The 25310-nt window shown below is 66.3% G+C and carries 21 protein-coding genes; 11 read left to right on the top strand and 10 right to left on the bottom strand.

All coding sequences use genetic code 11. The annotated features are described in order from the left end of the window. Nucleotides 1-214: 214 nt before the first annotated feature. Nucleotides 215-568 (bottom strand): DUF1236 domain-containing protein, encoded by a 354-nt coding sequence (locus tag RAD16_RS19465; RefSeq protein WP_458159515.1) that lies wholly within the window; start codon nt 566-568, stop codon nt 215-217. A gap of 237 nt (nt 569-805) precedes the next feature. On the opposite strand from RAD16_RS19465, the gene RAD16_RS19460 reads away from it, so the two are divergent. The 3 genes from RAD16_RS19460 to RAD16_RS19450 all read left to right on the top strand — a co-directional run bounded on the left by RAD16_RS19460 (nt 806) and on the right by RAD16_RS19450 (nt 5868). Then, nucleotides 806-961 (top strand): DUF3096 domain-containing protein, encoded by a 156-nt coding sequence (locus RAD16_RS19460; protein ID WP_445220431.1) that lies wholly within the window; start codon nt 806-808, stop codon nt 959-961. A 96-nt stretch (nt 962-1057) separates the two neighbouring features. Further along, a complete protein-coding gene (ppdK, locus tag RAD16_RS19455) occupies nt 1058-3973 on the top strand; it encodes a pyruvate, phosphate dikinase (protein ID WP_458159514.1) in 2916 nt (971 codons plus the stop codon). Nucleotides 3974-4401: 428 nt separating this feature from the next. Next, nucleotides 4402-5868 carry a cell wall hydrolase gene (locus RAD16_RS19450; protein WP_458159513.1) on the top strand — a complete coding sequence of 489 codons (1467 nt, stop codon included), beginning with the start codon at nt 4402-4404 and terminating at the stop codon, nt 5866-5868. A gap of 158 nt (nt 5869-6026) precedes the next feature. Here the strand turns inward: RAD16_RS19450 and nadC are convergent, their stop codons facing one another. The 3 genes from nadC to nadA are packed head-to-tail and all read right to left on the bottom strand — an operon-like array spanning nt 6027 to nt 9635. Next, nucleotides 6027-6905, bottom strand: coding sequence for a carboxylating nicotinate-nucleotide diphosphorylase (gene nadC, locus RAD16_RS19445; RefSeq protein WP_458159512.1), 879 nt, complete (start codon nt 6903-6905; stop codon nt 6027-6029). A 12-nt stretch (nt 6906-6917) separates the two neighbouring features. Further along, nucleotides 6918-8522, bottom strand: a complete 1605-nt coding sequence (locus RAD16_RS19440; protein WP_458159511.1) for an L-aspartate oxidase — start codon at nt 8520-8522, stop codon at nt 6918-6920. 9 nt (nt 8523-8531) lie between these two features. Then, nucleotides 8532-9635 carry a quinolinate synthase NadA gene (nadA, locus tag RAD16_RS19435; protein WP_458159510.1) on the bottom strand — a complete coding sequence of 368 codons (1104 nt, stop codon included), beginning with the start codon at nt 9633-9635 and terminating at the stop codon, nt 8532-8534. Between the two features lie 337 nt (nt 9636-9972). On the opposite strand from nadA, the gene RAD16_RS19430 reads away from it, so the two are divergent. The 5 genes from RAD16_RS19430 (at nt 9973) to RAD16_RS19410 (ending at nt 15433) form a co-directional block, all read left to right on the top strand. Continuing rightward, nucleotides 9973-11226, top strand: coding sequence for an MFS transporter (locus RAD16_RS19430; protein ID WP_458159509.1), 1254 nt, complete (start codon nt 9973-9975; stop codon nt 11224-11226). Between the two features lie 41 nt (nt 11227-11267). Beyond that, the gene (acuI, locus tag RAD16_RS19425; protein WP_458159508.1) at nt 11268-12254 is read left to right on the top strand and encodes an acrylyl-CoA reductase (NADPH); all 987 of its coding nucleotides are present in this window, start codon (nt 11268-11270) and stop codon (nt 12252-12254) included. 113 nt (nt 12255-12367) lie between these two features. Beyond that, nucleotides 12368-12967 (top strand): hypothetical protein, encoded by a 600-nt coding sequence (locus RAD16_RS19420; RefSeq protein ID WP_458159507.1) that lies wholly within the window; start codon nt 12368-12370, stop codon nt 12965-12967. Nucleotides 12968-13121: 154 nt separating this feature from the next. Further along, nucleotides 13122-13355, top strand: coding sequence for a DUF6894 family protein (locus RAD16_RS19415; RefSeq protein WP_458159506.1), 234 nt, complete (start codon nt 13122-13124; stop codon nt 13353-13355). A 389-nt stretch (nt 13356-13744) separates the two neighbouring features. Continuing rightward, entirely contained in the window at nt 13745-15433 is a 1689-nt protein-coding gene (locus tag RAD16_RS19410) for a methyl-accepting chemotaxis protein (protein WP_458159505.1), read from the top strand. Between the two features lie 4 nt (nt 15434-15437). On the opposite strand, the gene RAD16_RS19405 is transcribed toward RAD16_RS19410, so the two are convergent. From RAD16_RS19405 to ygfZ, 6 genes are all read right to left on the bottom strand, one after another. After that, complete coding sequence (locus RAD16_RS19405; RefSeq protein WP_458159504.1) at nt 15438-18146, bottom strand: DUF2339 domain-containing protein; 2709 nt, start codon at nt 18144-18146, stop codon at nt 15438-15440. A gap of 51 nt (nt 18147-18197) precedes the next feature. After that, nucleotides 18198-19166 (bottom strand): NUDIX hydrolase, encoded by a 969-nt coding sequence (locus tag RAD16_RS19400; RefSeq protein ID WP_458159503.1) that lies wholly within the window; start codon nt 19164-19166, stop codon nt 18198-18200. 19 nt (nt 19167-19185) lie between these two features. Continuing rightward, on the bottom strand, nt 19186-19692 hold the full coding sequence (locus RAD16_RS19395) for a tyrosine phosphatase family protein (protein WP_458159502.1): 507 nt from the start codon (nt 19690-19692) through the stop codon (nt 19186-19188). 119 nt (nt 19693-19811) lie between these two features. Further along, complete coding sequence (locus RAD16_RS19390) at nt 19812-20435, bottom strand: YfbR-like 5'-deoxynucleotidase (protein ID WP_458159501.1); 624 nt, start codon at nt 20433-20435, stop codon at nt 19812-19814. Continuing rightward, entirely contained in the window at nt 20432-21058 is a 627-nt protein-coding gene (locus tag RAD16_RS19385) for a DNA-3-methyladenine glycosylase I (RefSeq protein ID WP_458159500.1), read from the bottom strand. Before RAD16_RS19385 ends, RAD16_RS19390 begins: the two co-directional genes overlap by 4 nt. Beyond that, entirely contained in the window at nt 21055-21930 is an 876-nt protein-coding gene (ygfZ, locus tag RAD16_RS19380; RefSeq protein WP_458159499.1) for a CAF17-like 4Fe-4S cluster assembly/insertion protein YgfZ, read from the bottom strand. Before ygfZ ends, RAD16_RS19385 begins: the two co-directional genes overlap by 4 nt. Before the next feature lie 101 nt (nt 21931-22031). On the opposite strand from ygfZ, the gene RAD16_RS19375 reads away from it, so the two are divergent. The 3 genes from RAD16_RS19375 to RAD16_RS19365 all read left to right on the top strand — a co-directional run bounded on the left by RAD16_RS19375 (nt 22032) and on the right by RAD16_RS19365 (nt 25231). After that, nucleotides 22032-23366: a dihydroorotase gene (locus tag RAD16_RS19375; protein ID WP_458159498.1), complete on the top strand. Its 1335-nt coding sequence runs from the start codon at nt 22032-22034 to the stop codon at nt 23364-23366. Between the two features lie 192 nt (nt 23367-23558). Continuing rightward, entirely contained in the window at nt 23559-24428 is an 870-nt protein-coding gene (locus RAD16_RS19370; protein WP_458159497.1) for a sulfurtransferase, read from the top strand. A 98-nt stretch (nt 24429-24526) separates the two neighbouring features. Next, nucleotides 24527-25231: an RNA polymerase sigma factor gene (locus RAD16_RS19365; RefSeq protein WP_458159496.1), complete on the top strand. Its 705-nt coding sequence runs from the start codon at nt 24527-24529 to the stop codon at nt 25229-25231. The last annotated feature ends 79 nt before the right edge of the window (nt 25232-25310 follow it).

Raw genomic sequence — 25310 nt, 5'->3', positions numbered from 1 at the left:
AGATGCGCAATTGCGCATCATAGCTCGCGCCAAGTGGCGCGTCCCGGAATGACAGCGCAAAAAAGCCCCGCCCGGCGGGGGGAGACCGGGCAGGGCCTGATGTCCGATTTTACACTGCTCGCGTCAGCCTGATTGATATGACGCGCCGGACATCCAGTCGAACATTGGCGCTTTCAGGCGAAACGGATATCGGCTTCGCCTGAAGCAAGCGCGGCTAGTCCATCACCTCGACGATGCGCCGCGAGCGCGGCTCGACCAGCACGGTCTCGCCGTTCACGACGGTGTAGCGATAGGTGGTGGCGCCGAAACGTTGCGGCACGTCATAATAGGTGATGCCGGTCTCGGGTAAGGTGGCACCGACCACCACGCGATCCGGAATACGGAAGGTCGGCACACGTTGTTCGACGACATAGTCGCGGAAGGCCGGCCGCTGTTCGACGGCTATCGTCGGGCCGCTGTCGACCACGACAGGCGCGCGTCCAACCGTGCCACCGCTTTGCGCCTGCGCCGCCAGGGGCGAGCCGATTGCGGCCGCGAGCGCTGCAAGAGCAAGAATCCTGTTCCGCATGCGAAACTCCTTTGACGTTTTTTTGCGACGTGATTCTTCGGAAGCGCCAGTGGCGCGACCAGTTGCCAATGCATGCGTCGTGGCAATGTTCCGGGAAAAGCCCTGCCGCATTCGCGGCAATTTCGGGCAGTTTTCGCGAAGCCGGGAACCCGCGCGGCAGCCTATGCGTCTCTACCCGCGGAACCCGGTCCGGTATGATCCGGCCGCGATTCGCCACACACCACGGAAAGACAATTCATGCACATCACCATCGCTCACATCTCGCCGCTCTTGTCGCTGCTGGCCGGTGTGCTGATTCTGATCATGCCGCGCCTGCTGAACCTGATCGTTGCGATTTTTCTCATCATAAATGGTGCGATCGGGCTCGGATTGTTGAAGTGGCTCCATCTCTAGGCCTTCATTTTCCGGAACTCTTCGACTTGCGCGGGCCCGCTCAAAGTGGTGTAAGGCCCGCGATTTCCCCTCCCTCTCGCAGGTTGTGTGCAAGCTATGGCCAAAGCCGCCTCGAAGCCGACTAAATCTCCAGCGAAATCAAAGCCCTCCGCCAAGGCGAAGGCCGCGCCGGCAGCCCGCAAGGCGCTCGCCAAGAGCGCATCGAAGCCGGTCGCCAAGGCTGCTGCAGCCAAGCCGGCTGCGAAGACGGTGACCAAGGCCGTTGCTCCGAAGGTCGCCGCGAAGCCGGCGCCGAAGAAGGCTGCCCCGGCCAAGGCGCCAGCCGCGGCCAAGGCCGGCAAATGGGTCTACACATTCGGCGACGGCAAGGCCGAGGGCCGCACGGAGATGCGCGACCTGCTCGGCGGCAAGGGCGCCAATCTCGCCGAGATGGCCAATCTCGGCCTGCCGGTGCCTCCCGGCTTCACCATCCCGACCTCGGTCTGCACCTACTTCTACGCCCACGACAAGTCCTACCCGAAGGAATTGCAGTCGCAGGTTGAGAAGGCGCTCGACCATGTCGGAAAGTTGACCGGCAAGGTGTTCGGCGACACCAAGAACCCGCTGCTCGTCTCCGTGCGCTCCGGCGCCCGCGCCTCGATGCCGGGCATGATGGATACGGTGCTCAATCTCGGCCTCAACGACGAGACCGTGGAGGCGCTGTCGGAACTGTCGGGCGACCGCCGCTTCGCCTATGACAGCTATCGCCGCTTCATCACCATGTATTCCGACGTGGTGCTCGGCTTCGAGCATCATCACTTCGAGGAAATCCTCGACACCTTCAAGGACAGCCAGGGCTACACGCTCGACACCGATCTGTCCGCCGAGGACTGGGTCGAGCTGGTCGGCAAGTACAAGGACGCCGTTGCGCGTGAGACCGGCAAGGACTTCCCGCAGGATCCGCACGACCAGCTCTGGGGCGCGATTGGCGCGGTGTTCTCATCCTGGATGAACGCGCGCGCGGTGACCTACCGCAAGCTGCACGACATTCCGGAATCCTGGGGCACTGCCGTCAACGTGCAGGCCATGGTGTTCGGCAACATGGGCGAGACCTCGGCAACCGGCGTTGCGTTCACGCGCAACCCCTCGACCGGCGAGAGCAAGCTCTACGGCGAGTTCCTGATCAACGCGCAAGGCGAGGACGTGGTGGCGGGCATCCGCACGCCGCAGGACATCACCGAGGAAGCGCGGAAAGAGTCGGGCTCCGACAAGGCGTCGATGGAAGCGGCGATGCCGGAGGCCTTCAAGGAGCTGACGCGGATCTACACGCTGCTCGAGAAGCACTACCGCGACATGCAGGACATGGAGTTCACGGTCGAGCAGGGCAAGCTGTGGATGCTGCAGACCCGCGGCGGCAAGCGCACCGCGAAGGCGGCGCTGCGTATCGCGGTCGAGCTCGCCAATGAAGGCCTGATCACCAAGAAGGAAGCGGTGACGCGGATCGATCCGGCCTCGCTCGATCAGCTCCTGCATCCGACCATCGATCCCAACGCCAAGCGCGACGTGATCGCGACCGGCCTGCCGGCATCGCCCGGAGCTGCCTCCGGCGAGATCGTGTTCTCCTCGGATGAAGCGGCCAAGCTCCAGGGCGACGGACGTAAGGTGATTCTGGTCCGCATCGAGACCAGCCCGGAGGACATCCACGGCATGCACGCTGCCGAAGGCATCCTGACCACGCGTGGCGGCATGACCTCGCATGCGGCGGTGGTCGCGCGCGGCATGGGCAAGCCCTGCGTCTCCGGCTGCGGCACCATCCGCGTCGATTACGGCCGCGGCACCATGAGCATCGGCTCGCGCACCTTCAAGACGGGCGACGTCATCACCATCGACGGCTCGCTCGGCCAGGTGCTGGCCGGCCGGATGCCGATGATCGAGCCGGAGCTCTCCGGCGAGTTCGGCACGCTGATGAACTGGGCCGACCAGGTCCGCAAGATCGGCGTCCGCGTCAATGGCGACACGCCGGATGACGCGCGCACTGCGATCAAGTTCGGCGCGGAAGGCATCGGCCTCTGCCGCACCGAGCACATGTTCTTCGAGGAGACACGCATCCGCACGGTGCGCGAGATGATCCTCTCCGAGGACGAGCAGTCGCGCCGCGCCGCGCTGGCGAAGCTGCTGCCGATGCAGCGCGCCGACTTCGTCGAGCTGTTCGAGATCATGAAGGGCCTGCCCGTCACGATCCGTCTGCTTGATCCGCCGCTGCACGAGTTCCTGCCGCACACCCATGCCGAGGTCGAGGAAGTGGCGCGTGCCATGAACACCGACCCGCGGCGCCTCGCCGACCGCGCGCGCGAGCTCTCGGAGTTCAATCCGATGCTCGGCTTCCGCGGCTGCCGTATCGCAATCGCGTACCCCGAGATCGCCGAGATGCAGGCGCGCGCGATCTTCGAGGCGGCGGTCGAGGCCGAGAAGCGTACCGGCAAGGCCGTCGGCCTCGAGGTGATGGTGCCGCTGATCGCGACCAAGATGGAGCTCGACCTCGTCAAGGCGCGCATCGACGCCACCGCGAAGGCGGTGATGCGCGACAACAACACCAAGATCGCCTATCAGGTCGGCACCATGATCGAGCTGCCGCGCGCCTGTCTGCTTGCGGCCGAGATCGCGGAAAGCGCCGAGTTCTTCTCGTTCGGCACCAACGATCTCACGCAGACGACCTACGGCATCAGCCGCGACGACGCGGCGAGCTTTCTCGGTCCCTACGTGACGAAGGGCATCCTTTCGGTCGATCCCTTCGTCGCGCTCGACCAGGAAGGCGTCGGCGAGCTCGTCAAGATCGGCGTTGCACGCGGCCGCAAGACGCGCCCGAAGCTCAAGGTCGGCATCTGCGGCGAGCACGGCGGCGATCCCGCCTCCGTCGCCTTCTGCCACGACATCGGCCTCGACTACGTCTCCTGCTCGCCCTACCGCGTGCCGATCGCGCGGCTTGCCGCGGCGCAAGCCGCACTCGGCAAGGCGATCGCGAGCCAGGCGTAAGCGCGAGTTGATTTGAATGGAGAGAGGCGGGGCCAAGCCCCGCCTCTTTTTGTTTGAGGCGACACTCCCTCCGCACCGTCATTGCGAGCGCAGCGAAGCAATCCAGGATCCTTCGGCGGAAAGACTCTGGATTGCTTCGTCGCTGCGCTCCTCGCAATGACGAGCTTGTACGCCCGTCCCATATTGGTACGGGCCAGCAAGAATTCCTTCACCATTCGCGTTGACCGGTTGTTTACCGCTTTACGCGACGCGGCATTTACCAACGCGCAGCATCGTCCCGTGAAAACACCTGCAATCGCTTGAGTGTGCCGCGCGTGCAACGCCGATTAACGCCCCGGCAACCTAAATTGGATACTGACGATAAAGATCGAATTGCACGGATGTACTGAGTTCGATCTGACGAGCGTAAGCGTAGCGTGAGCGTGTTGATGTCAGTGTTGCGTAACCATCCGAAGGGCGCGCGGTTCGCGTCCTTCGGCATCGGTCTCTGCATCTTCGCATTGATGCCGAGAGAGACCGGCTATCAGGACATTGCTTCTCTGCTGGCGCGTCAGCCCGGCGTCGCCGAGCGCTGGCAGAAGCAGGTCTATTCCGCGGCATCCTCGATCCAGCTCGCCACCTACAGCTTTTCCCGCCCCATCGGCACCTCGGTTCCGCAGAGCGCGATGGTTCGCCTCGCAAGCCTCGATGGTCGCGACGTGACCGGCGCGATTGCCCGCAATCCGGCGCTCCAGGCGCCGCCGCGCTACCAGTCCGCAGATTTTCCCAAGGTCGATCGCTCGCTGAAGGGTGATCGGCTCGCTACCGTGACGCCTACGCAGGCGCCCGAGACGGCCGCGCCGGCTTCAGTGCCCGCGCAGGAAGATCCCGCGACGTCGAACAGCTCGGTGTTCGGCGCCAAGACCGCCGCATTGCCGCAGGCGACGTCACAAGCCATGTCGCCGGAGTCCGCGGCCGCGCTCGACCCGGAGCTTGCGGAAGCGCTGCGCGCGCCGCCGCTGCCGCAATATTCCAATCCGCCGCAGGCCAGCGACGTCGCGCGCTCGTTTGCGGTGCAGCCGCTCGAGGCGCTGAAGCGGGCCACTGCGCCGGCCGCGCCCGCGCGCGATCCCTTCAGCGTCAAGACCTCGAACCTGTTCTTCGGCAGTTCCTCGCTCGGCGGCAATATCGAGAGCATCGAAAGCTGGCAGCCCGGCGCCGAGCCGCTGATCGTGATGGCCGATCCCGACATGAAGGTGACGGCCTCGCTGACGCCGCCGACGGCGGAGATCGCCAAGGATATCGAGAGCGGCGAGAGCGTCGCGCCGAAGGGCGAGGTCAACGCCGACAACCAGCGCGCCAGGTCACCGGCGGAACGGCTCGCGCTCGATGACAAGTCGCGCGCGAAGGCGGAGAAGTGTCTCGCCGAAGCCGTCTATTTCGAATCCCGCGGCGAGGCCGTGCGCGGCCAGATGGCGGTCGCGCAGGTGGTGATGAACCGCGTGTTCTCCGGCAAATATCCTGACACCGTGTGCGGCGTGGTCTATCAGAACAAGTATCGCCACTTCGCCTGCCAGTTCACCTTCGCCTGCGACAACAATCCCGACGTGATCCGCGAGCCCGAGATGTGGGATCGCGCGAAGAAGATTTCGAAGGCGACGCTCGATGGCCAGATCTGGTTGCCGGAAGTCGGCAAGTCCACGCACTACCATGCCTATTGGGTGCGCCCGTCCTGGGTCGCCGAGATGAAGAAGATGTACAAGACCGGCGTGCACACCTTCTACCGCCCACGCGCCTGGGGCGACGGCAGCGAGGAGCCGAGCTGGGGGACGCCTGCGCAAACGGCCGCGCTGTCGGCCGAGCTCGTGCAGGAAGCCAAGAGCTCCGCCGAGATGGGCGCGATCGAGCGGAGGTAGCTGTCCTTTACCTCGCCCCGCTTGTGGGGAGAGGTCGAATTCGAGCGCAGCTCGAATTCGGGTGAGGGGGGACAGGTCTCTGGACGCTCTCACGTGTGGAGAGATCCCCCTCACCCCAACCCTCTCCCCGTAGGAACGGAGAGAGGGAGCAGACCACGTCACGCCTCGATATCCAGCGCGCAGTCGAAGTTCGGCGCCGAATGCGTCAGCGCGCCGGCTGAGGCATAGTCGACGCCGGTCGCCGCGATTGCGGCGATCGAGTCCAGCGTGACGCCGCCGGACGCCTCCAGCTTGAGGCGCCCCTCGTTGATCCGCACCGCCTCACGCAACGTCGCAAGATCCATGTTGTCGAGCAGCACGGCGTCGGCAAGGCCAGTGTCGAGCACCTCGCGCAATTGCGCCAGCGTGTCGACCTCGATCTCGATCTTGACGAGATGGCCGGCATGCGCCCGCGCGCGCTCCAGCACGGGTCGAATGCCGCCGGCGACCGCGATGTGGTTGTCCTTGATCAGGATCGCATCGTCGAGCCCGAAGCGATGGTTGAAGCCGCCGCCGCAGCGCACCGCGTACTTCTCCAGCGCCCGCAGCCCCGGCGTTGTCTTGCGCGTGCAGCAGATCCGCATCTTCGTGCCCTCGGTCCGCGCGACGTAGTCGGCCGTCAGCGTCGCAACGCCCGACAGCCGGCCGACGAAATTCAGCGCGGTCCGCTCCGCCGTGAGGATGGCGCGGGCGGGGCCGGAAATCGTCAACACGTGTTGGCCCCGGGCAACGCGCGCAGCGTCGCGGACATGGGCGCGGACCTCGATGTCGGTTGAGAGCTTTTGCAGCGTCGCCAGCGCGAGCGGCAGGCCGGCGATCACGCCGGATTGCCGTGCGACCAGGATGGCCTGTGCCTTGGTCGCTTCCGGGATTGTCGCGAACGAGGTGATATCGCCGGCGCGGCCAAGGTCCTCGTCGAGCGCGCGATGCACGGCCTCGTCGATCGCGAGTGATGAGAGGAAGGCGTCGGGGTAGAGCAGGGAGGTCGGGGTGATCATAACAAAACTCCGTCAGGCGATCATGGGTTGCGCAAAGCGCGGCAGGCGGTCGCTCAGGCTCTCCGCGACCTCGCGCGCCGCGTTGAGCGTCGTCATCGTGCGCTGCGCCAGCGCGGGCAGTTCCGCGGGATGGTCGGAACGGAAATGCGCGCCGCGGCTCTCTCGGCGGCTCCATGCGGCGGCGGCGACGAGCAGGGCCGCTGTCGCCATGTTGCGGACGGTGATGTTCGCCGCCGTGCGTTCGAGCGCGGCGAAGTCTTGGACGGCGTCCGCGAGCCCGTCGCCGTCGCGGATCACGCCGACATTGGCGCTCATCATCGCACGCAGCCGCTTCACGCTTCCTGGGTCCGATACGCCCCCGCGCGGCGCTACCAGTGCGTCGGGGAGACGACTGGGTGAGGGGATCGCGCGGCCGGCGATGTCATCGGCGATCCGCGCGGCATAGACCACGGCTTCCAGCAGCGAATTGGAAGCGAGGCGGTTGGCACCGTGTGCGCCGGTGGACGACACTTCGCCGCCGGCCCACAGCCCGTCGATCGAGCTGCGACCGCGCGCGTCGACCGCGATGCCGCCCATGTGGTAGTGCACGGCCGGCGCGATCGGGATCGCTTGCATCGCCGGATCGATGCCGGCGGCGATGCAGCTCGCATGCACGGTCGGGAATTTGTCGGCGAAGCGCGTGCCCAGCGCTTGCCGCGCGTCGAGGAAGGCGCCGCGTCCTGCCGCGACCTCGGCGAACACACCGCGGGCCACGATGTCGCGTGGCGCGAGCTCGGCAAGCGGATGGCGCGCGAGCATGAAGCGCTCGCCCTCGCTGTTGATCAGCGTTGCGCCTTCGCCGCGCAGCGCCTCCGTCGCCAGCGGCGCCGGATCGCGTCCGACCATGATGGCGGTGGGGTGGAACTGCACGAATTCAGGATCGGCGATTACGGCGCCGGCGCGGGCCGCGATGGCAAGGCCGGAGCCGCTGGCCTCGAACGGATTGGTGGTGACGGCATAGAGATGGCCGAGGCCGCCGGTCGCAAGCACGACCGTGCGCGAGGCGAGCAGGACCGGCCGTGCCAAGGGATTCCCGGCCTCGCGCAATTGCAGACCGGTGACGGCGCCGTCCTCGGTCAGCAGCGCTTCGGCGACAAAGCCCTCGATCAGCCGGATCGACGGCGTGCGGCGCACGGCCTCGCTCAGGGCCGCGATGATCGCGGCGCCCGCACCGTCGCCGCGCACATGCACGATGCGGCGCGCGGAATGCGCAGCTTCCCGCCCGACTGCGAGCCGGCCTTCTAGATCGCGGTCGAACGGCACGCCATAGGCGAGCAGATCGTGGATCCGCAGGCCCGCCTCGCGCGCGATGCCGAGCGCGACCGCTTCATCGACGATGCCGCCGCCGACCGCGATGGTGTCGGCGGCATGGGCTTCCGGCGTATCGCCTTCGGCCACGGCTGCTGCGATGCCGCCTTGCGCCCAGGCGGAGGACGCGCCCTGTCCGAGCGGCGCCGCCGAGATCAGCGTCACCGGCCGCGGCGCGAGCTTCAGCGCGCAGAATAATCCGGCGAGACCGCCGCCGACGATAACGACATCATCGGTGGAGCGGGTGAGGTTTGGGATGTTGTCTTGCATGTTGTGTTCTCAATTCTTCAGATTGATCATCCGCTCGACCGAACGCCGCGCGCGCTCCGCAAGCGCGGGATCGATCGTGACTTCCTCGCCGAGCGTCAGCAGGCTCTCCAGGATATTGGCGAGCGTGATGCGCTTCATGTGCGGACAGAGATTGCAGGGACGCAGCATCTCGACGTCAGGCAGCTCGGCCCTCACGTTGTCGGCCATCGAGCATTCCGTGATCATCACGAGGCGCCGCGGCCGCCGCTCGCGCACCCAGTTGATCATGTGCGCGGTCGAGCCGGTGAAGTCGGCCTCGGCCAGTACGTCCGGCGGACATTCCGGATGCGCGATGATCTGCACGGAGGGATCGGCCTCGCGAAGGGCGCGCAGCTCCTCGCCCTTGAAGCGTTCGTGCACCTCGCAGGCGCCTTTCCAGGCGATGATCTTCACGTTGGTCTTCGAGGCGACGTAGGTTGCGAGGTAGCGGTCGGGCAGGAAGATCACGGTCGGCGCGTTGAGGCTCTCGACCACCTGCACCGCGTTCGACGAGGTGCAGCAGATGTCGACCTCGGCCTTCACCTCGGCTGAGGTGTTGACATAGGCGACGACGGGCACGCCGGGAAATTTTTCACGGAGCAGGCGGACGTCCGCGCCCGTGATGCTGGCCGCGAGCGAGCAGCCCGCGCGCGAATCCGGGATCAGCACCGTCTTGTCCGGGTTGAGCAGCTTCGAGGTCTCCGCCATGAAGTGCACGCCGCACTGGACGATGATGTTCGCTTTCACCTTGGTGGCTTCGACCGCGAGCTGGAGCGAGTCGCCGCCGATGTCGGCGACGCAGTGGAAGATCTCGGGCGCCTGGTAATTGTGCGCGAGGATCACCGCGCCGCGTGCCGCCTTCAGCTCGTTGATGGCCTTGATGGTCGGCGCCATCAGCGGCCACTCGATCGGCGGGATCACGTGCCTGACGCGCGCGTAGAGCGGGGCCGTGGCGCACTCGACCTCCGGCGTCCATTCGAGTGATGGCCTCGGCAGCGAAGCGCCCGGTCGCGGCGGCGCGGCGCGGGGAGAGGTGGTGTGGCCCTGTGGCCGGCCTGCAAAGTCGTCGGGGCCGTAAAGTCCAGTGATCGGCATGGAAGCCTCCCGTGAATGCTAATTATGCTCTATTTGAGTATATATGGATTATGAGAAATCCGGCCGAGGGGGCCGGTGGATTTGCCAAGGCTCACATATACTCAATCTGAGTAAATCAAAGATAACACGCGGCCGAGGAGACCGCCAGACCCAGCCGCACACATTCCCGTCAAGATGCGCCGGCCCGCGTCAGGCGAGGCCGCATTGAAATGCAATGCTCCCGCGATAGCTCTCCGTGGAACGCAATCACTTTTGACTTGGGATTTTCATGCATCTGCATTAAACGGCTGACTCGCGGTGACCTATTCCGGACCGCCAACGACAGATGAGGAACACCATGTCGACGCAAGTGGGCGAGCTCGGTCCGGCTTCACGTTCCTCCTCCTGGCGCACACCGGCGATCATCATTCTCTGCGGCTGCGCCATCGGCATGCTCGGCTTCGGCCCGCGCTCGGCGCTCGGCTTCTTCGTGCAGCCGATGAGCCATGAGTTCGCCTGGGGCCGCGACGTGTTCGGCCTCGCGATCGCCGTGCAGAACCTGTTGTGGGGATTGGGCCAGCCGCTCGCCGGCGCGGTCGCCGATCGCTTCGGCCTGTTCCGCGTGATGTGCGTCGGCGCGCTGCTCTATGCCGGCGGTCTCTTGCTAATGCGCTATTCCTCGACGCCGCTGTCGCTCAACCTGGGGGCGGGCGTCATGGTTGGCTTCGGTCTTGCCGGCTGCTCGTTCAACCTGGTGCTGTCGGCGTTCACAAAGCTGTTGCCGGCCGAGAAGCGCGGCCTCGCGCTCGGCGCCGGCACGGCGGCGGGCTCGTTCGGCCAGTTCCTGTTCGCGCCGATCGGCGTCGCGCTGATCGACAATTTCGGCTGGCAGCAGGCGCTGACCGTGTTCGGCTTCCTGATGCTGCTGATCATCCCGCTGTCGCTGGCGCTCTCGACGCCGCCGGTCACGACCACGGCCAACACGGTGCCCGCGGACGAGCAGACGTTTACGAAGGCGCTCTCCGAAGCCTTCGGCCATCGCTCCTACGTGCTCCTGGTGCTCGGCTTCTTCACCTGCGGCTTCCAGCTCGCCTTCATCACCGTGCATCTGCCGGCCTTCCTGGTCGATCGCGGCATCTCGACGCAAACCGGAGGCTGGGTCATCGCGGCGATCGGCCTGTTCAACATCATCGGCTCGCTCAGCGTCGGCTATCTCCAGAATAGCTTGCCCAAGCGCTACATCCTCTCGTCGATCTATTTCACCCGCGCGCTGGCGACGCTGGCCTTCATCTCGTTCCCGATCACGCCGTTCTCGGCAATCGCGTTTGGCGCCATCTCCGGCCTGACCTGGCTGTCGACGGTGCCGCCAACCTCGGCGCTGGTGGCGCTGATGTTCGGCACGCGCTGGCTTGCCACGCTCTATGGCTTCGCCTTCGTCAGCCATCAGGTCGGCGGTTTCCTCGGCGTCTGGTTAGGGGGCATCGTGTTCGAAAAGTTCGGTTCCTACACGCCGATCTGGTGGCTCTCGATCCTGTTCGGCGTGCTCTCCGCGCTGATCAATCTTCCGATCGTCGAGAAACCGGTCCAGCGGGCGGTTGCGCAGCCTGCCTGATCGGCTAAACATCCCCGACAAACAAGTCAGGGAGTGCAGTCGTGGCCACATTCAAGGCGATCCGGATCGACAAGGCGGACAAGGGCACCACCGCGCAGCTTACGCAGTTCGACGAAGCCGAGCTGATGGACGGCGACGTCACCGTCCGCGTCGAATGGTCGACGCTGAACTACAAGGATGGTCTTGCGCTCACCGGCAAGGCGCCGGTGGTGCGTCGCTTCCCGATGATCGCCGGCATCGATTTCGCCGGCACGGTCGAAGCCTCCTCGCATCCGCAGTGGAAGGCGGGCGACAAGGTCGTCTGCACCGGCTGGGGCATGGGCGAGACCCATCTCGGCGCCTATGCCGAGAAGGCGCGGGTGAAGGGCGACTGGCTGGTCGCCTTGCCCCAGGGGCTCTCGACGCGCGACGCCATGGCGATCGGCACGGCCGGTTTCACCGCAATGCTGTCCGTGCTGGCGCTGGAAAAGCACGGCCTGTCGCCTAAGAGTGGCCCCGTCGTGGTGACGGGCGCGGCCGGTGGCGTCGGCTCGGTCGCCACCGCGGTGCTGTCCAAGCTCGGCTACCACGTCATCGCCTCGACCGGCCGTGCCGCGGAGGCGGACTACCTGAAAGAGATCGGCGCGGCCGAGATCATCGACCGCAACGAGCTGTCAGCGCCGGCAAAGCCCCTCGCCAAGGAGCGCTGGGCGGGCGGCGTGGACAGCGTCGGCTCGACCACGCTCGCGAATCTGCTGTCGATGACGAAGTACGGCGGGGCGATCGCCGCCTGCGGTCTTGCGGCCGGTATGGACCTGCCGTCTTCGGTCGCACCCTTCATTTTGCGTGGAGTGTGCCTTCTCGGCATCGATTCCGTGATGTGCCCGATCGAGCCGCGAAAAGCTGCCTGGCAGCGTCTGGCGTCCGATCTGGACCGGACAAAACTATCTGAAATCACTCATGAAATCGCGCTGGGCGAAGTCCCGGAATGGGGCGCGAAAATCCTCGCCGGCCAGGTCCGCGGCCGCATCGTGGTAAAAATTCTCTAACGGCGTTCAGACTTTACCAACCAAGCTGCTTCAATGTCGCCATGGTTAGTATGGTAAGCAGCGGGTAAAGAGATAAGGCATCGCCCGCTGCGGGGGTTAGTTCGGAGTAGAGCATGCTTGCGCGTATTGTGTTGGGGGCTGTCACGGCGGCAGCGACGTTTGCGCCGGCCATTGCTGGAAGCATGAATGCTGACGAGGCGCGCCGCTTCGTCGCCGGCAAGGTATTCGCTTTCACCTGCTTCGACGGCACCCGCGGCGCAGGTCGCATCCTCGACGACATGGGCGCTGCCGGGGCCGTGCAGTTCTCGGGCTCGGGCCCGGTGAAACATCTCCGCCTGCCCGGTAACACGCTCCAGATTCGCGGCCAGAACGTCTGCGCTTCGATCAAGGGCATCCCGTTCGAGCCCTGTTTCAACCTTGAAAAGACCGACGACCGCAGCTTCCGCGGATCGGTCTCCGGCATGGGCTTCGCCTATTGCGACTTCCACCACCAGGGCGGCAACCAGATGCTGATGGCACGCGCCGTGGCGCGTCCGCGCTCGCTGCGTTCGTCGGAGCACACCGGTTCGGTCGGCGCGTCGAACACCGAGGTCGCCGCGCGCGTCGAGACGCCGCGGGTCGACAGCGGTCGCCTCGAGCCGGTGAAGTCCGAAGCCAGGTCGGAGCCCGGCAAGGGCGAGGCCCCGCTGGAACTACGCCGCTCCACCCAGTGAGCTGGCTGCGCGAGACCGCTCGCGCACCCTGCCATTGAAAGCGCCCATCGATCGCGAAGCCGCTGCGCCGTAGTCATACGGACGGCGGCTTTCATGCGTTGGTAGCGACTTGCGCCCCAGTTTGCCCAGGGCCGGGGGGCGCAAGGGTTCTACGATGTCGCTGTACTTCTTTCGCATCAGCACCGGTCGCTATTCCGGTGCGGCCGACCAGCCCTACGAGTTCGAGGACCGCGCAGCCGCCTGGGCCGAGATGACCGAGGTCTGCGCCAATCTGCTCGGCAGCATCTCGCGCAACATGAGGCCGAATGCCAAGTGGAGCATGGAGCTGCTCGACGAGAACAAGAAGCCGGTCTTCCGCGTCAGCCTGGTCGGCGAGAAGATGTGCTGACGGCCATGAAGGAAGCGATGGGCGTTAACGGATGCCCATGCGCTCAAATTCGAGAAGCGGCGATCACTGCACGTGAAAGCTGCGCAAGCGCGCGGCGTAAGCGCCCGAGCTGCCCGGTCGGCATGGCATTGCGTGAAGTGGGGTGCGCTGGTGCGGCACGGCGCGACGTTTGCTGCGTTGCAACGCATGATTGCGAAACAAACAGCGGCGCCAGCGAATTCCGTAGTTCCACGTAGGTTCCTGTTAACGCCTGTTTGCAACTATGTGCGCAATCTTACCGGATAAGAACCAGCCAGCATTGTTGGAATGACTCCCGTCCCTGTCGTCCGTCGCGACGGCGGCGGCGCGGATCACTTGTGCGTTGCTGGGTATCATCGGGATTTGTCGTGATGTCGAAGTTGTCGATCGTCTTCAAGCTTCTGACCGTGTTGTCGGTCCTCGTGCTCTCGCTCGCCGGCGTCGGCGTGACCGCGATCGGCACCATGCAGAACATCAACTCGCACACGGTCGAAATCGCGGAGAGCTGGCTGCCCAGCGTGCGGGCGCTCGGCTCGATGCGGGCCGACATCAACGAGCTGCGCGTCGCGCTCCGCCTGCATCTGATGCAGGACACGGCTGAAGGCAAGGAGGCGGCCGAGAAGCGCCTCGCCTCGCTGCAGGCGCGCATCGACCAGACCCGCAAGGTCTACGAGCCGCTGATCACCACCGCCGAGGAGCGTTCGCTCTACGAGCAGTGGACCAAGGCGTGGGCGGACTATTTGAGCGGCGTGCAGGACGTGATGGCGCTGTCGCGCAAGAGCCCCGGCAAGTTCCCGACCGACGCCAACGAGCTGCTGCAGACCAAGGTCGCGAAGATGGCCCAGGCGGCCGACCCGTTGCTCCAGAGGGGCATCGAGCTCAACAACCGCGGCGCCGAGATCGAAACCAAGCAGGCGGCCGACAGCTACGCCATGATCTTCCGCGTGCTGGTCGGGATCATCGTGTTCTCGGTCGTGATCGCGATCGGCGCGGCCTATTATCTCGTGCGCGACGTGTCGCGCGGCATTGCCTCGATCATCAAGCCGATGCAGTCGCTCGGCGAGGGCGATCTCTCGGCCGACGTGCCGCATCGCGGCGAGAAGACCGAGATCGGCTCGATGGCGGATGCGCTGCAGATCTTCAAGGAAGCGCTGATCGCCAAGCGAGCCGCCGACCAGGCCGCCGCGGCCGATGCCGAAGCCAAGATCGAGCGCGGCCGCCGCGTCGATGCCATCACCCGCAAGTTCGAGGCGATGATCGGCGAGGTCGTCGGCACCGTCTCTGCGGCGTCGACCGAGCTCGAGGCATCCGCGACGACGCTGACCGGCACGGCGCAGCGCGGCCAGGAGCTCGCGACCGTGGTTGCCGCGGCCTCAGAGGAAGCCTCCACCAACGTCCAGGCCGTGGCATCCGCCTCGGAGGAGTTGTCGTCCTCCATCACCGAGATCAGCCGCCGCGTGCAGGATTCGGCGCGGATGGCCGCGGAAGCCGTCGAGCAGGCCGCGCGCACCAACGAGCGCGTCAACGCGCTGTCCCAGGCGGCCTCGCGCATCGGCGACGTCGTCGAGCTCATCAACACCATCGCGGGCCAGACCAATCTGCTCGCGCTGAACGCGACCATCGAGGCGGCGCGGGCGGGCGAAGCCGGCCGCGGCTTCGCGGTCGTCGCGTCCGAAGTCAAGGCGCTGGCCGAGCAGACCGCGAAGGCGACCGGCGAGATCGGCGCGCAGGTCTCAGGCATCCAGGCCGCGACGCAGGAATCCGTCAGCGCCATCCAGGAGATCGGCGGCACCATCGAGCGGCTGTCGGAAGTGTCCTCAGCGATTGCGGCCGCCGTCGAGGAGCAGGGCGCGGCCACGCAGGAGATCTCGCGCAACGTCCAGCAGGCCTCGGTCGGCACGCAGGAGGTCTCGTCGAACATCACCGACGTGCAGCGGGGCGCGATCGAGACCGGCGAGGCCTCGGTCGAGGTGCTGTCCGCGGCTAAATCGCTGGCAACCGACAGCACCCGCCTCAAGGTCGAGGTCGCGCAGTTCCTGGATTCGGTCCGCGCGGCTTGATTCTTCAGCTTCCCGTCTGCGGAGCCGGCGGCGTGACCTGCCGCCGGAACAGGATGCGCTGGTAGAGCCAGCCGATCGCGACCAGCACGACACCAAGGCACATGAACGACAGCGCGCGGTAGACGCCTGTCAGGGTCGACATGTCGATCACGAAGGCCTTCAGGATCGTCAGCGCGATCACCGCGGCCGACGCCAGCCGCGCCCGCTCCGAATTGACCAGAATACCGACGCCGAGCAGCACCACGCCGAAGGCGAGCCAGCCGATCGAATAGGTATATTGCTCCGCGCCTGTCGTCGGTCCTGTCGAGAGAATCGGGCCGTGATAGAAGCGGCGGATCGTCAGCGTGACATAGGCGAGCGCAAACAGCAGCGCGCCGCACGCAATGGTGTTGGCGTAGACCTTGCCGCGTTCGCCGACCACGGCATAGGAGAGCAGCAGCATCAGCACTGCCGGCAGCGCGTAGCCGAGCAGCAGCAGGTTGAACACGGCGCCGCCGACATCGATGTGCCAGATCAGCGGGTTCTCCAGGATCAGGAGGCCGAACAGGCTGATGATGCCGGCGATCGCGGTGAGCACGATCGCGCCGACATTGTGCACGACGCTGCGGCTGCGCAGCCGCAGGCGTTCCAGCCCGATCGCCATGGCGAGCGAGACGCAGACCTGCAGCGCGCATTCGAGCAGCGACGGCGCCGCAATCATGTCGCCGCCGGTCGCAAGGTGGCGGATTTGAGCGAAGGCGAGCAGCGCGGTGAACAGGATCGCGGCGGCTTCGACCACGCGTAGCGGCGCATCGTCGGCGCGGCGGCGCAGGAAGATGCTCGCGCCCCAGAACGAGGCGGCCGGCAGGCCGTAGCCCCACAGCAGCCAGTTGAAGATCGGCGTGGTGCCGACGGCATCGCCGACGATGCGCGGATCGTAGACGATACGCGCGGTGACGATCGCGGCGAAGATGGCGGCGAGCCGGCGCAGCACCGGGATCGGCCGCTGCAGCGAGATCCAGGCGGTGCCGAGCGACATCAGCGCCAGCGCAATGGTGAGCCAGCCCTTCTCCAGCGCAAACGTCAGCGCCAGCGCCAGCGCGCCGAGCGTGCCGGTCGCGAACAGCGCGATGGAGGTCGGAGCGCCCGGCCGGTCTTCGCGGCGGCTGAGGGCTTCGGTCGCAGCGCCAAAGGCGGCGGCGAGCAGCACAGCGAGGATCGCGAACGGAATCGAGCGGTCGAGATGGGCGATGCGCGCATAGAGCGCAACGAGGATCGCGATCGGCGTCGCGACCGCCGCCGCCGACCACACCACGGGAATGATCGGGGAGTTCGAGCGGCCCTGCGCGAAAAAGCCAGAGATGCCGAAGCCGGCGGCGAAGATCGCGGCCATCACCAGATGCAGCGTCACCGAACTATCGGTCGCGACGGGTCCGACGCCGGGCATCGGGCCGCCCGGCAGCACCAGCATGTCAGGGTTGGCGCGCACCGCCCATTCGGCGAACACGATGAAGACTGTGGCCGCGGCCGCGCCGAGCGCGCCAGTCGTGGACGGTGCACGCCAGGCCACGAACAGCGTCCCGCCGACCAGCAGCGTGTAGGCGATCAGCGCGAGATCCGCGTGCGCGCTCGACAGCACGATCAGCATGCCGCCGAACAGATAGGCGCCGAGCGAGCTCGACGACACCGGTTCGATCTCGCCGTCCTCGATGGTCGGGCCGAACATGAAGCCGCAGACGACCAGCAGCGCGGCGAGCACGAAGCCCGCGATGACATGGAAGGCGTGCGGCGCGACCTGCAGATCGCTGGTGTCGAGGCCCGGGAAGACCCACAGCACGGCAAAGGCGATGGTGGTGACCGCAAGCCAGCGCCACAGCCGGATACGGGCGAGGCCAAAGCTCGCGGCGGTGACGATGGCGAGATAGATGTAGAGCGCCCAATAATCCGGCTTGCCGCTGGAGACGAGGATCGGCGTTGCGAAGGCGCCGACCACGCCGAGGCCGGCGAGCGCGGGTCCGTGCAGCAGAGCCGCGGCGAGCGTGCCCATCGCGACGATGCCGAGCAGCACGAAGGCCGTGGCAGGCACGAGGAAGCCGTAGAGCGCGTAGGCGGCATAGATGGTCGCGAACGCCACTGCGGTTCCGGCCGCGGTGAGGATCGCGGGGATGTTGGCGATCGGCAGCGCCTGGATGTTGGAGATGCTCTCCTTGCGCCGCGACCATTCGCCGGCGCCCAGCAGTGCGGCTGCGAACAGGCCGCCGAGGAACACGCGCACGCCTGGGCCGAGCAGGCCAGCCTCGATCGAATAGCGCACCATGAAGAAGCCGCCGAGCGCGAGCGCAAGGCCGCCGATCCACACCACCCAGCGCGTGCCGAGCCGCTCCTCGAAGCCGGGCGCCGGCGCGGGCAAAGGTGGCGGAGGCGGAGGTGCGGCGGCCTCGCTGCTCGCTTCGAGCGGAGGCGGTGCAACCTCTTCGGCGACGGGCGAAGGCGGTGCCTGCTCTGCTTCCGGCGCAAGCGGCGGCGGCTCGGCTGCGGCCGTTGTGGGCGCCTCGGCCTGCACCTGCGCGGGCATTAGCGGCGGCGGCTGCACCTGCCGCTGCGCGTAAAGCATCTCTTCGAGCGTGTTCAGCTTGCGGCGCAGCTCGGCCGCCTGGCTCGAGGCCTTGATCGCGACCAGGAAGGCGACGATCGCAATGATCAGCGCAAAGACGTCAAACGGGCCGTCGAACATGAAGCCTCCCGGCAACCGGCGGGCAGGGGCCGGTCCCACAAATCCTAGGATCTAGCGCCGGGAGCGGACGCGCAAGCCCGGCGCGGGCCGCTCCTGGAGCACGTCGCGGCGGAAGCGGTAGAGCGCCGCCGGACGTCCGCCCGTCTGTGTCGACATCGCCCCGGTCGGTTCGACCAGGGCTTCGGTTTCGACCAGACGGCGGAAATTCTGCTTGTGCAGGTGCCGGCCGGAGATGGCCTCCACCGTGTACTGCAATTCGGTAAGTGTGAACTCGGCAGGCAAAAGTTCAAACACCACAGGACGATACTTCAGTTTTGCGCGCAGCCGCGCGATCCCCGTGGCGAGAATCCGGCGGTGGTCGAACCGCATGGAGGTGCCGAGCGCGGGGAGGGTCTTGCGCGCTAATGCCGCAGGACGGCCGTCGCGCCGGGCTTCCTCGACCAGCCCGGCCTCGTAGAGCAGCTCGTAGCGGTCGAGCACGCGCTCCTCGTCCCAGGGCGCGCCGTCGAGGCCGAAATAGAATCGCACGCGATCCTTCCGCGGCAACGCGCGCGTGGTCTCCGGCGTTTCCTCTTCGGCCCATTTGGTCAGCTCCGGGATGATGTCGCGCGCGATGATCGCGGGCGGCTCCTCGCGCCAGTCTTCCCAGGGCAGGAAGCGGTACCACGGCTCGAAGCTCGCGCCATCAGCGGCCAACTCGCCGCCGACGGCGCGCGTCAGCGCGAGATAGCCGATGGAGACCATATGCGCGCCGGTGTCGGCGGCCTCGGCATGGCGGCCGCGATCGCCGAACGTGTAGAGCTGCTCGACATAGCCGAGCCTTAAGCCCGCCTGCGCCTCGACCCAGGCGCGCAGGCCGATCTCGAAGGTGCGGTGGCTCAGCGCATCGAACGGGCCGAACGGCAGGCCGGCGAGCCCGTCACTGCCGCGCGCGGTCAGGATCAGCGGCTCGTGATCCTCGATCGCGACGATCGCCGCGGTCAGGCCGATCTCGATCGGCGTCAGCAGCTTGTCGCTCATGCGATGATGATCGCAGCTGTCATTCGAGTTCGATCACGAAGGGGCGGCCTTCGACCATCATCGCGCCCGGGCCCATCTCGTCGAGTGCGCGCAGCATGCGGCCGTTGCGCCCCAATGCGCGGTCGGCAAGGCCGACGATGCGCCGGTTCGGCGAGGCGATCGGTGAGGCGGCGCGGATCTTCTTTGCGATCTCGATCTCGTCGCGCTCCGGATTGAGCGCGCACACCGCGGCGAACGCGCTCGCGGTGGAGCGGCTGATGCCGGCATAGCAATGCACCACCAGCGGCGCAGCGCGGTCCCAGCCGCGCACGAAATTCAGCACCTGGTCGATATGCGCTTCCGACGGCGCGACAAAGCCGTCCATCTCCTCGGTGATGTCGTCCATCGACACCTTGAGATGGTTGGCCGGCAGCACGGACACCGGCCGCGCCACCTGCTCGACATTGGCCATCACGGTCAGCACATGGCTGGCCCTGGTGAGGCGGACGGTTTCGGGAAGGGCGGCGAGGGAACAGACGTGGATCATGGCGGACCTTTTTCTTGATTATAACCGCGGCCGTAGGGTGGGCAAAGCGAAGCGTGCCCACCACCTTTGTCGCAAACGCGAAAGGACGCGGGCACGGCGCAAGCGCGCCTTTGCCCACCCTACGGCACTTGCGCAAACACAGCGCCAAACCGCTCCAGAAACTGCTTCTCGGCCCGTGCCGCGGTCCAGGGCGTGAGATAGTCGCGCCGGACGCTGTCGGAGAGGCCGGGATCCTTGCCGAACAGGCGCTTGGCCTCGCTCTCGCTGAAGCCGGCAAGCTCGGTCGCCTCCAGGTAAGCCGCGCCGCGATCGGCGGCCTTGATGGCCTGCGTGATCTCGTCCGGCAGCGCCGGCGGCAGGCCGAAGCGGATGTGGATGGCGCCGAGCAGGCGCTTCTCGACCGCCTTGTAATGGCCGTCGAGCACCGCCTTGAACGGCGAGATCATGTCGCCGATGACATATTCGGGTGCATCGTGCAGCAGCGCGGCAAGCCGCATGCGCTCATCGACGCGCGGCATCTCGTGCCGCAGCACGGTCTCCACCAGCAGCGTGTGCTGCGCGACCGAGAAGATGTGCGCACCGGTGGTCTGCCCGTTCCAGCGCGCGACGCGCGCCAGCCCATGCGCGATGTCGGCGATCTCGACATCGAGCGGGGAGGGATCGAGCAGATCGAGCCGCCGGCCCGACAGCATGCGCTGCCAGGCGCGGGACTCCGCGCCGCGTGCGGTCTTCTTCGCGGTCATTTGGCCTTGAGGCGCGGCTTGCGCTGCAGCTTGCTGCAGGTCGCGTGGCAATGGCAGTCGACCAGATGGTCGTTGACCATGCCGGTCGCCTGCATGAAGGCGTAGACGATGGTCGGGCCGACGAATTTGAAGCCGCGCGAGGACAGCTCTTTCGAGATCTGCACCGACAGCGGCGTCGAGGCCGGCACGCTGGCGCTGGTCTTGAAATTGTTGACCTTGGGCCCTCCGCCCATGAAGTCCCACAGCAGCTTCGAGAAGCCGGGGCCCTTCTCCATGATGTCGAGATACGATTTCGCGCTCAAAATCGTGCCGTCGATCTTGGCGCGGTTGCGCACGATGCCGACGTCGTTCATCAGCGCGTGCACCTTCTTGTCGGTGTAGCGCGCGATCTTCTCGGGCTGGAAGTCGTCAAAGGCTTTGCGGAAATTGTCGCGCTTGCGCAGGATCGTGATCCAGGACAGGCCGGCCTGAAAACCGTCGAGGATCAGCTTCTCATAGAGCGCGCGGTCGTCATACTCCGGCACACCCCATTCGGTGTCGTGATAGGCGACATAAAGCGGGTCTTCGCCGGGCCAGGGACAGCGGGTTTTTCCGTCGGGATGAAGGCGCGGGGCTCGGCTCATGTCGTGGGCTGCTTTGCGGGAACACGGACGACGTCGGGTTCGGCGAGCCTCACAGTGAGGCCGCCGGCGGTGAGCGGCTGGCCCGCATCGAGCGCATCGGCGACGCGGTCGATGCGCACCAGCGCGATGCCCTTGCCTTGCGCCGACGAGCCCATCGTGCCGACCGACTTGTCGCCGGCCATGACGCTGACGCCGGCCTCCGGGGGGAGATCATCGAGCAGCACCTTGACGCTGCGGGTGCGCGCGGTGCCGCGATGCTGCATGCGCGAGACGACCTCCTGGCCGACATAACAGCCCTTGTCGAAATCGACGCCGGCGAGACGATCCATGTTGGTCTCGTGCGGGAACGCATCGCTGTACATGAAATCGAGCCCGCCCCGCGGCACGCCGAGTGCGATCCGGTGCGCCTCGTACTCGGCGGCATCGACCAGCTCAGCACCGATCAGGTCCGACAGTTTCTGCTTGAGATCTTCCGGGATCAGGATGCGGGTGCCGAGCTCGGCATTGCGCGGATCGGCGAAGGCGAGGTCCGGCTGCGCAGCGGGCTGGCCGTCCCAGGCGGCGAGCACACCGAGATCGAGGTTTTCCACCGTCACCTTGGCGCGCAGCTTGTAGAATTTCAGCTTGGTGGCGAGGTTCTCTGCCAGCGCCTTCGGACAGTCGATCAGGAACCCGCCGCCATGGCCTGGGGGCACCTCCGTGATCAGGAAATCCACGATGATCTTGCCCTGCGGCGTCAGCAGCGCGCCGAATCGCCCGAGGCCCGGCTTGAGCCTGTCGATATCGGTGGTGATGAGGCCGTTGAGGAAGTTGCGCGCGTCATCGCCCGCGACCTTGATCACGGCTCGGTCGGGAAGAAACGCTGATTTCATGCGAAAATCTCTTGCGACATGGTGCTCCGGAACGTAAGCCCGCAAGGCATAAACGACAAGACCTCAAGCCCTGCGCTTGGGGATGAGAGAGGCCTCAAGCCATGACCCAGCGTTTCGATGTGATCCTCAAGGGCGGCACCGTCGTCAACCAGGACGGCGAGGGTGTTCGCGATATCGGCATCACCAATGGTCGCATCGCCGAGCTGGGTCCGCTGTCGCAAGCGTCCGCGGCCGAGGTGATCGACTGCAAGGGTCTCCACATCCTGCCCGGCGTGATGGACACGCAGGTGCATTTCCGCGAGCCCGGGCTGGAGCAGAAGGAAGACCTCGAGACCGGCTCGCGCAGCGCCGTCATGGGCGGCGTCACCGCCGTGTTCGAGATGCCGAACACGTCTCCGCTGACCGTGACGGAGGCCAGCTTCACCGACAAGGTGAAGCGCGCCCACCACCGCATGCATTGTGATTTCGCCTTCTTCATCGGCGGCACCCGCGAGAACGTGCAGGACCTGCCGGTGCTGGAGCGCGCGCCGGGCTGCGCCGGCGTCAAGGTGTTCATCGGCTCCTCGACCGGCGCGCTGCTGGTGGAGGACGACGAGAGCCTGCGCCGCATTTTTCAGGTGATCCGCCGCCGCGCGGCCTTCCACGCCGAGGACGAATACCGCCTCAACGACCGCAAGTCGCTCCGTATCGAGGGCGACCCGCGCTCGCATCCGGTCTGGCGCGACGAGACCGCCGCGCTGATGGCGACGCAGCGCCTGGTCAAGCTCGCGCATGAGACCGGCAAGCGCATCCACGTGCTGCACATCTCGACCAAGGAAGAGATCGAATTCCTGCGCGACCACAAGGACGTCGCGTCCTGCGAGGCGACGCCGCACCATCTCACGCTGGTCGCGCCCGAATGCTACGAGCGGCTCGGCACGCTCGCGCAGATGAACCCGCCGGTGCGCGGCGCCGATCACCGCGCCGGCATCTGGCGCGGTATCGAGCAGGGCATCATCGACGTGCTCGGCTCCGACCATGCGCCGCATACGCTGGAAGAGAAGCAGAAGACCTATCCCGCTTCGCCCTCCGGCATGACCGGCGTGCAGACGCTGGTGCCGCTGATGCTCGATCACGTCAATGCCGGTCGGCTTTCTCTCGCGCGTTTCGTCGATCTCACCAGCGCCGGCCCCGCGCGTCTCTACAACATGGCCTGCAAGGGCCGCATCGCCGCCGGCTACGACGCCGATTTCACGATTGTCGACTTGAAGCGCACCGAGACCATCACCAACAAATGGGTGGCCTCCAAGGCCGGCTGGACGCCGTATGACGGCGTCCGCGTCACCGGCTGGCCCGTCGGCACCTTCATCCGCGGCCGCCGCGTGATGTGGCAGGGCGAACTGGTGACGGCCTCGCAGGGCGAGCCCGTGCGGTTTCTGGAGACGCTGAAGCAGTAGGGCGCTTCTGTCGGGGGCGTACGCGCCATCCTCGTCATTGCGAGGAGCCCTTGCGACGAAGCAATCCAGAATCCCTCGACGGAGAGACTCTGGATTGCTTCCGCCTTCGCTAAAGGCTTCGGCGGACAAGTCGCTGCGCTCGCAATAACGGGCGGAGAAGTCTAAAGTGTCCTCAGCAGGGAGGACACGACAATGAGCCAAACGGCATCTGTCATCACCACCGAGCGACTCGCCGCCATTCTCGGCGATCCCAATCTCCGCCTCTACGATTGCACGACCTACAACGAGCCGGTGCCGCCGGGCAGCGACGTGCCGTATCGCGCCGTCCCCGGCGACAAGACGTTTGCGGCCGGCCACATCCCCGGCGCCGATTCCCTCGATTTGCAAGGTGAGTTCTCCGACACCTCCGCAGGACCGCTCTTCATGATGGCCGATGTGCCCCAGCTGGAGGCCGCCTTCGGCCGTCACGGCCTCGATGCGTCCAAGACCATCGTGCTCTACAGCATCGGCACCATGATGTGGTCGACGCGGTTCTGGTGGATGCTGCGCTCGCTCGGCGTCGATGCACGCGTGCTCGACGGCGGCCTCGACAAATGGAAGGGCGAGGGGCGGCCGATCGAGACTGGCGCACCGAAGGGCTATCCGGCGACGACCCTCAAGGCGACGCCGCGCGCCGGCTTTTTCGTCGACAAGAACACCGTGAAGGCGCGGATCGGCGATCCCTCGACCGTGATCGTCAATGCGCTCGGGCCGCAGTTTCATCAGGGCCTCGAGCCGAGCCGCTACGGCCGGCCCGGCCGCGTGCCCGGCAGTGTCAACGTCCCGGCGGCGACGCTCGCCAATGCCGACAAGACGCTGACGACGCTGGCGGACGCCGAGGCGAAATTCGTTGCGGCAGGCGTCACGCGCGACAAGACCGTGATCTGCTATTGCGGCGGCGGCATCTCGGCGACGATCGACCTGCTCATGCTGACGCAGCTCGGCTACGACAAGCTGACGCTGTACGACGCCTCGATGGGCGAATGGGCGAGGGACCCGTCACTGCCGATCGAGACGGATTAGGGCTTCTTACCCTCCAGGGAAGGGTGAAAAAGTCGGGAACCTTTTCCCTCGGCCTGCATCCAATGTCCGAAAGCAACGGAAACAAGCAGGTGACCGCCATGCAACGGATCGCAGCCGGCCTGTCCGCCGGCGCAAAAACCCCGGAAATCCGGGCGTCCGAAGCCGAGCTGATCGACCGCGCCCGGGGCCGCGACGAGGCGGCGCTGCGCGAGATCATGCAGGCCAATAACCGCAGGCTCTACCGCCTCGCGCGCGGCATCCTGCGCAGCGATAGCGAAGCCGAGGACGTGGTGCAGGAAACCTATGTCCGCGCCTTCACCCATCTCGACGGCTTCAGGGGCGAGTCCGGGCTGTCGACCTGGTTGTCGCGCATCGCGATCAACGAGGCGCTCGGCCGGGTGCGCAGCACCAGGCCGTTTGTCGAGCTCGGCGCGGTGCCGGAAGCGGCGCTCGAGGCGCAGATCATCAAGTTTCCCGTTTCTCCCGCAGGCGATCCGGAAAGGACCATGGCCCAACGTGAAATCCAGCGCGTCGTCGAACGCGCCATCGACGAGTTGCCGGATGTATTCCGCATGGTGTTCGTCGCGCGCGTCATGGAGGGCATGAACATCGAGGAGACCGCCGATCTGCTCGGCGTGAAGCCCGAGACCGTGAAGACGCGGCTGCACCGCGCCCGCACCATGCTGCGCGAGAATGTCGAGAAGGAGATCGGCCCGGTGATGATGGACGCGTTCCCGTTTGCCGGCTGGCGCTGCGAGCGTCTGACCGAGGCGGTGCTGAAGCGGCTCGGTGTCGGCGGTTGAACAATTTTCGGGAACGTTTGCGCGATAGTCCCATCCAATTCCTGTGAAGCAACACCGGCAAAACCGTCCGGCAGCACAG

The sequence above is a fragment of the Bradyrhizobium sp. 18BD genome (assembly GCF_054185225.1).
Note: the sequence above shows the minus strand (reverse complement) of the source record. Positions and strands in the feature narration are given on the sequence as shown.

Excerpts from the sequence above, each read along its gene's own strand:
- RAD16_RS19465 (WP_458159515.1), bottom strand. The coding sequence starts at position 568 with ATGCGGAACAGGATTCTTGCTCTTGCAGCGCTCGCGGCCGCAATCGGC.
- RAD16_RS19460 (WP_445220431.1), top strand. The coding sequence starts at position 806 with ATGCACATCACCATCGCTCACATCTCGCCGCTCTTGTCGCTGCTGGCC.
- ppdK (WP_458159514.1), top strand. The coding sequence starts at position 1,058 with ATGGCCAAAGCCGCCTCGAAGCCGACTAAATCTCCAGCGAAATCAAAG.
- RAD16_RS19450 (WP_458159513.1), top strand. The coding sequence starts at position 4,402 with ATGTCAGTGTTGCGTAACCATCCGAAGGGCGCGCGGTTCGCGTCCTTC.
- nadC (WP_458159512.1), bottom strand. The coding sequence starts at position 6,905 with ATGATCACCCCGACCTCCCTGCTCTACCCCGACGCCTTCCTCTCATCA.
- RAD16_RS19440 (WP_458159511.1), bottom strand. The coding sequence starts at position 8,522 with ATGCAAGACAACATCCCAAACCTCACCCGCTCCACCGATGATGTCGTT.
- nadA (WP_458159510.1), bottom strand. The coding sequence starts at position 9,635 with ATGCCGATCACTGGACTTTACGGCCCCGACGACTTTGCAGGCCGGCCA.
- RAD16_RS19430 (WP_458159509.1), top strand. The coding sequence starts at position 9,973 with ATGTCGACGCAAGTGGGCGAGCTCGGTCCGGCTTCACGTTCCTCCTCC.
- RAD16_RS19420 (WP_458159507.1), top strand. The coding sequence starts at position 12,368 with ATGCTTGCGCGTATTGTGTTGGGGGCTGTCACGGCGGCAGCGACGTTT.
- RAD16_RS19415 (WP_458159506.1), top strand. The coding sequence starts at position 13,122 with ATGTCGCTGTACTTCTTTCGCATCAGCACCGGTCGCTATTCCGGTGCG.
- RAD16_RS19410 (WP_458159505.1), top strand. The coding sequence starts at position 13,745 with ATGTCGAAGTTGTCGATCGTCTTCAAGCTTCTGACCGTGTTGTCGGTC.
- RAD16_RS19405 (WP_458159504.1), bottom strand. The coding sequence starts at position 18,146 with ATGTTCGACGGCCCGTTTGACGTCTTTGCGCTGATCATTGCGATCGTC.
- RAD16_RS19400 (WP_458159503.1), bottom strand. The coding sequence starts at position 19,166 with ATGAGCGACAAGCTGCTGACGCCGATCGAGATCGGCCTGACCGCGGCG.
- RAD16_RS19395 (WP_458159502.1), bottom strand. The coding sequence starts at position 19,692 with ATGATCCACGTCTGTTCCCTCGCCGCCCTTCCCGAAACCGTCCGCCTC.
- RAD16_RS19390 (WP_458159501.1), bottom strand. The coding sequence starts at position 20,435 with ATGACCGCGAAGAAGACCGCACGCGGCGCGGAGTCCCGCGCCTGGCAG.
- RAD16_RS19385 (WP_458159500.1), bottom strand. The coding sequence starts at position 21,058 with ATGAGCCGAGCCCCGCGCCTTCATCCCGACGGAAAAACCCGCTGTCCC.
- ygfZ (WP_458159499.1), bottom strand. The coding sequence starts at position 21,930 with ATGAAATCAGCGTTTCTTCCCGACCGAGCCGTGATCAAGGTCGCGGGC.
- RAD16_RS19375 (WP_458159498.1), top strand. The coding sequence starts at position 22,032 with ATGACCCAGCGTTTCGATGTGATCCTCAAGGGCGGCACCGTCGTCAAC.
- RAD16_RS19370 (WP_458159497.1), top strand. The coding sequence starts at position 23,559 with ATGAGCCAAACGGCATCTGTCATCACCACCGAGCGACTCGCCGCCATT.
- RAD16_RS19365 (WP_458159496.1), top strand. The coding sequence starts at position 24,527 with ATGCAACGGATCGCAGCCGGCCTGTCCGCCGGCGCAAAAACCCCGGAA.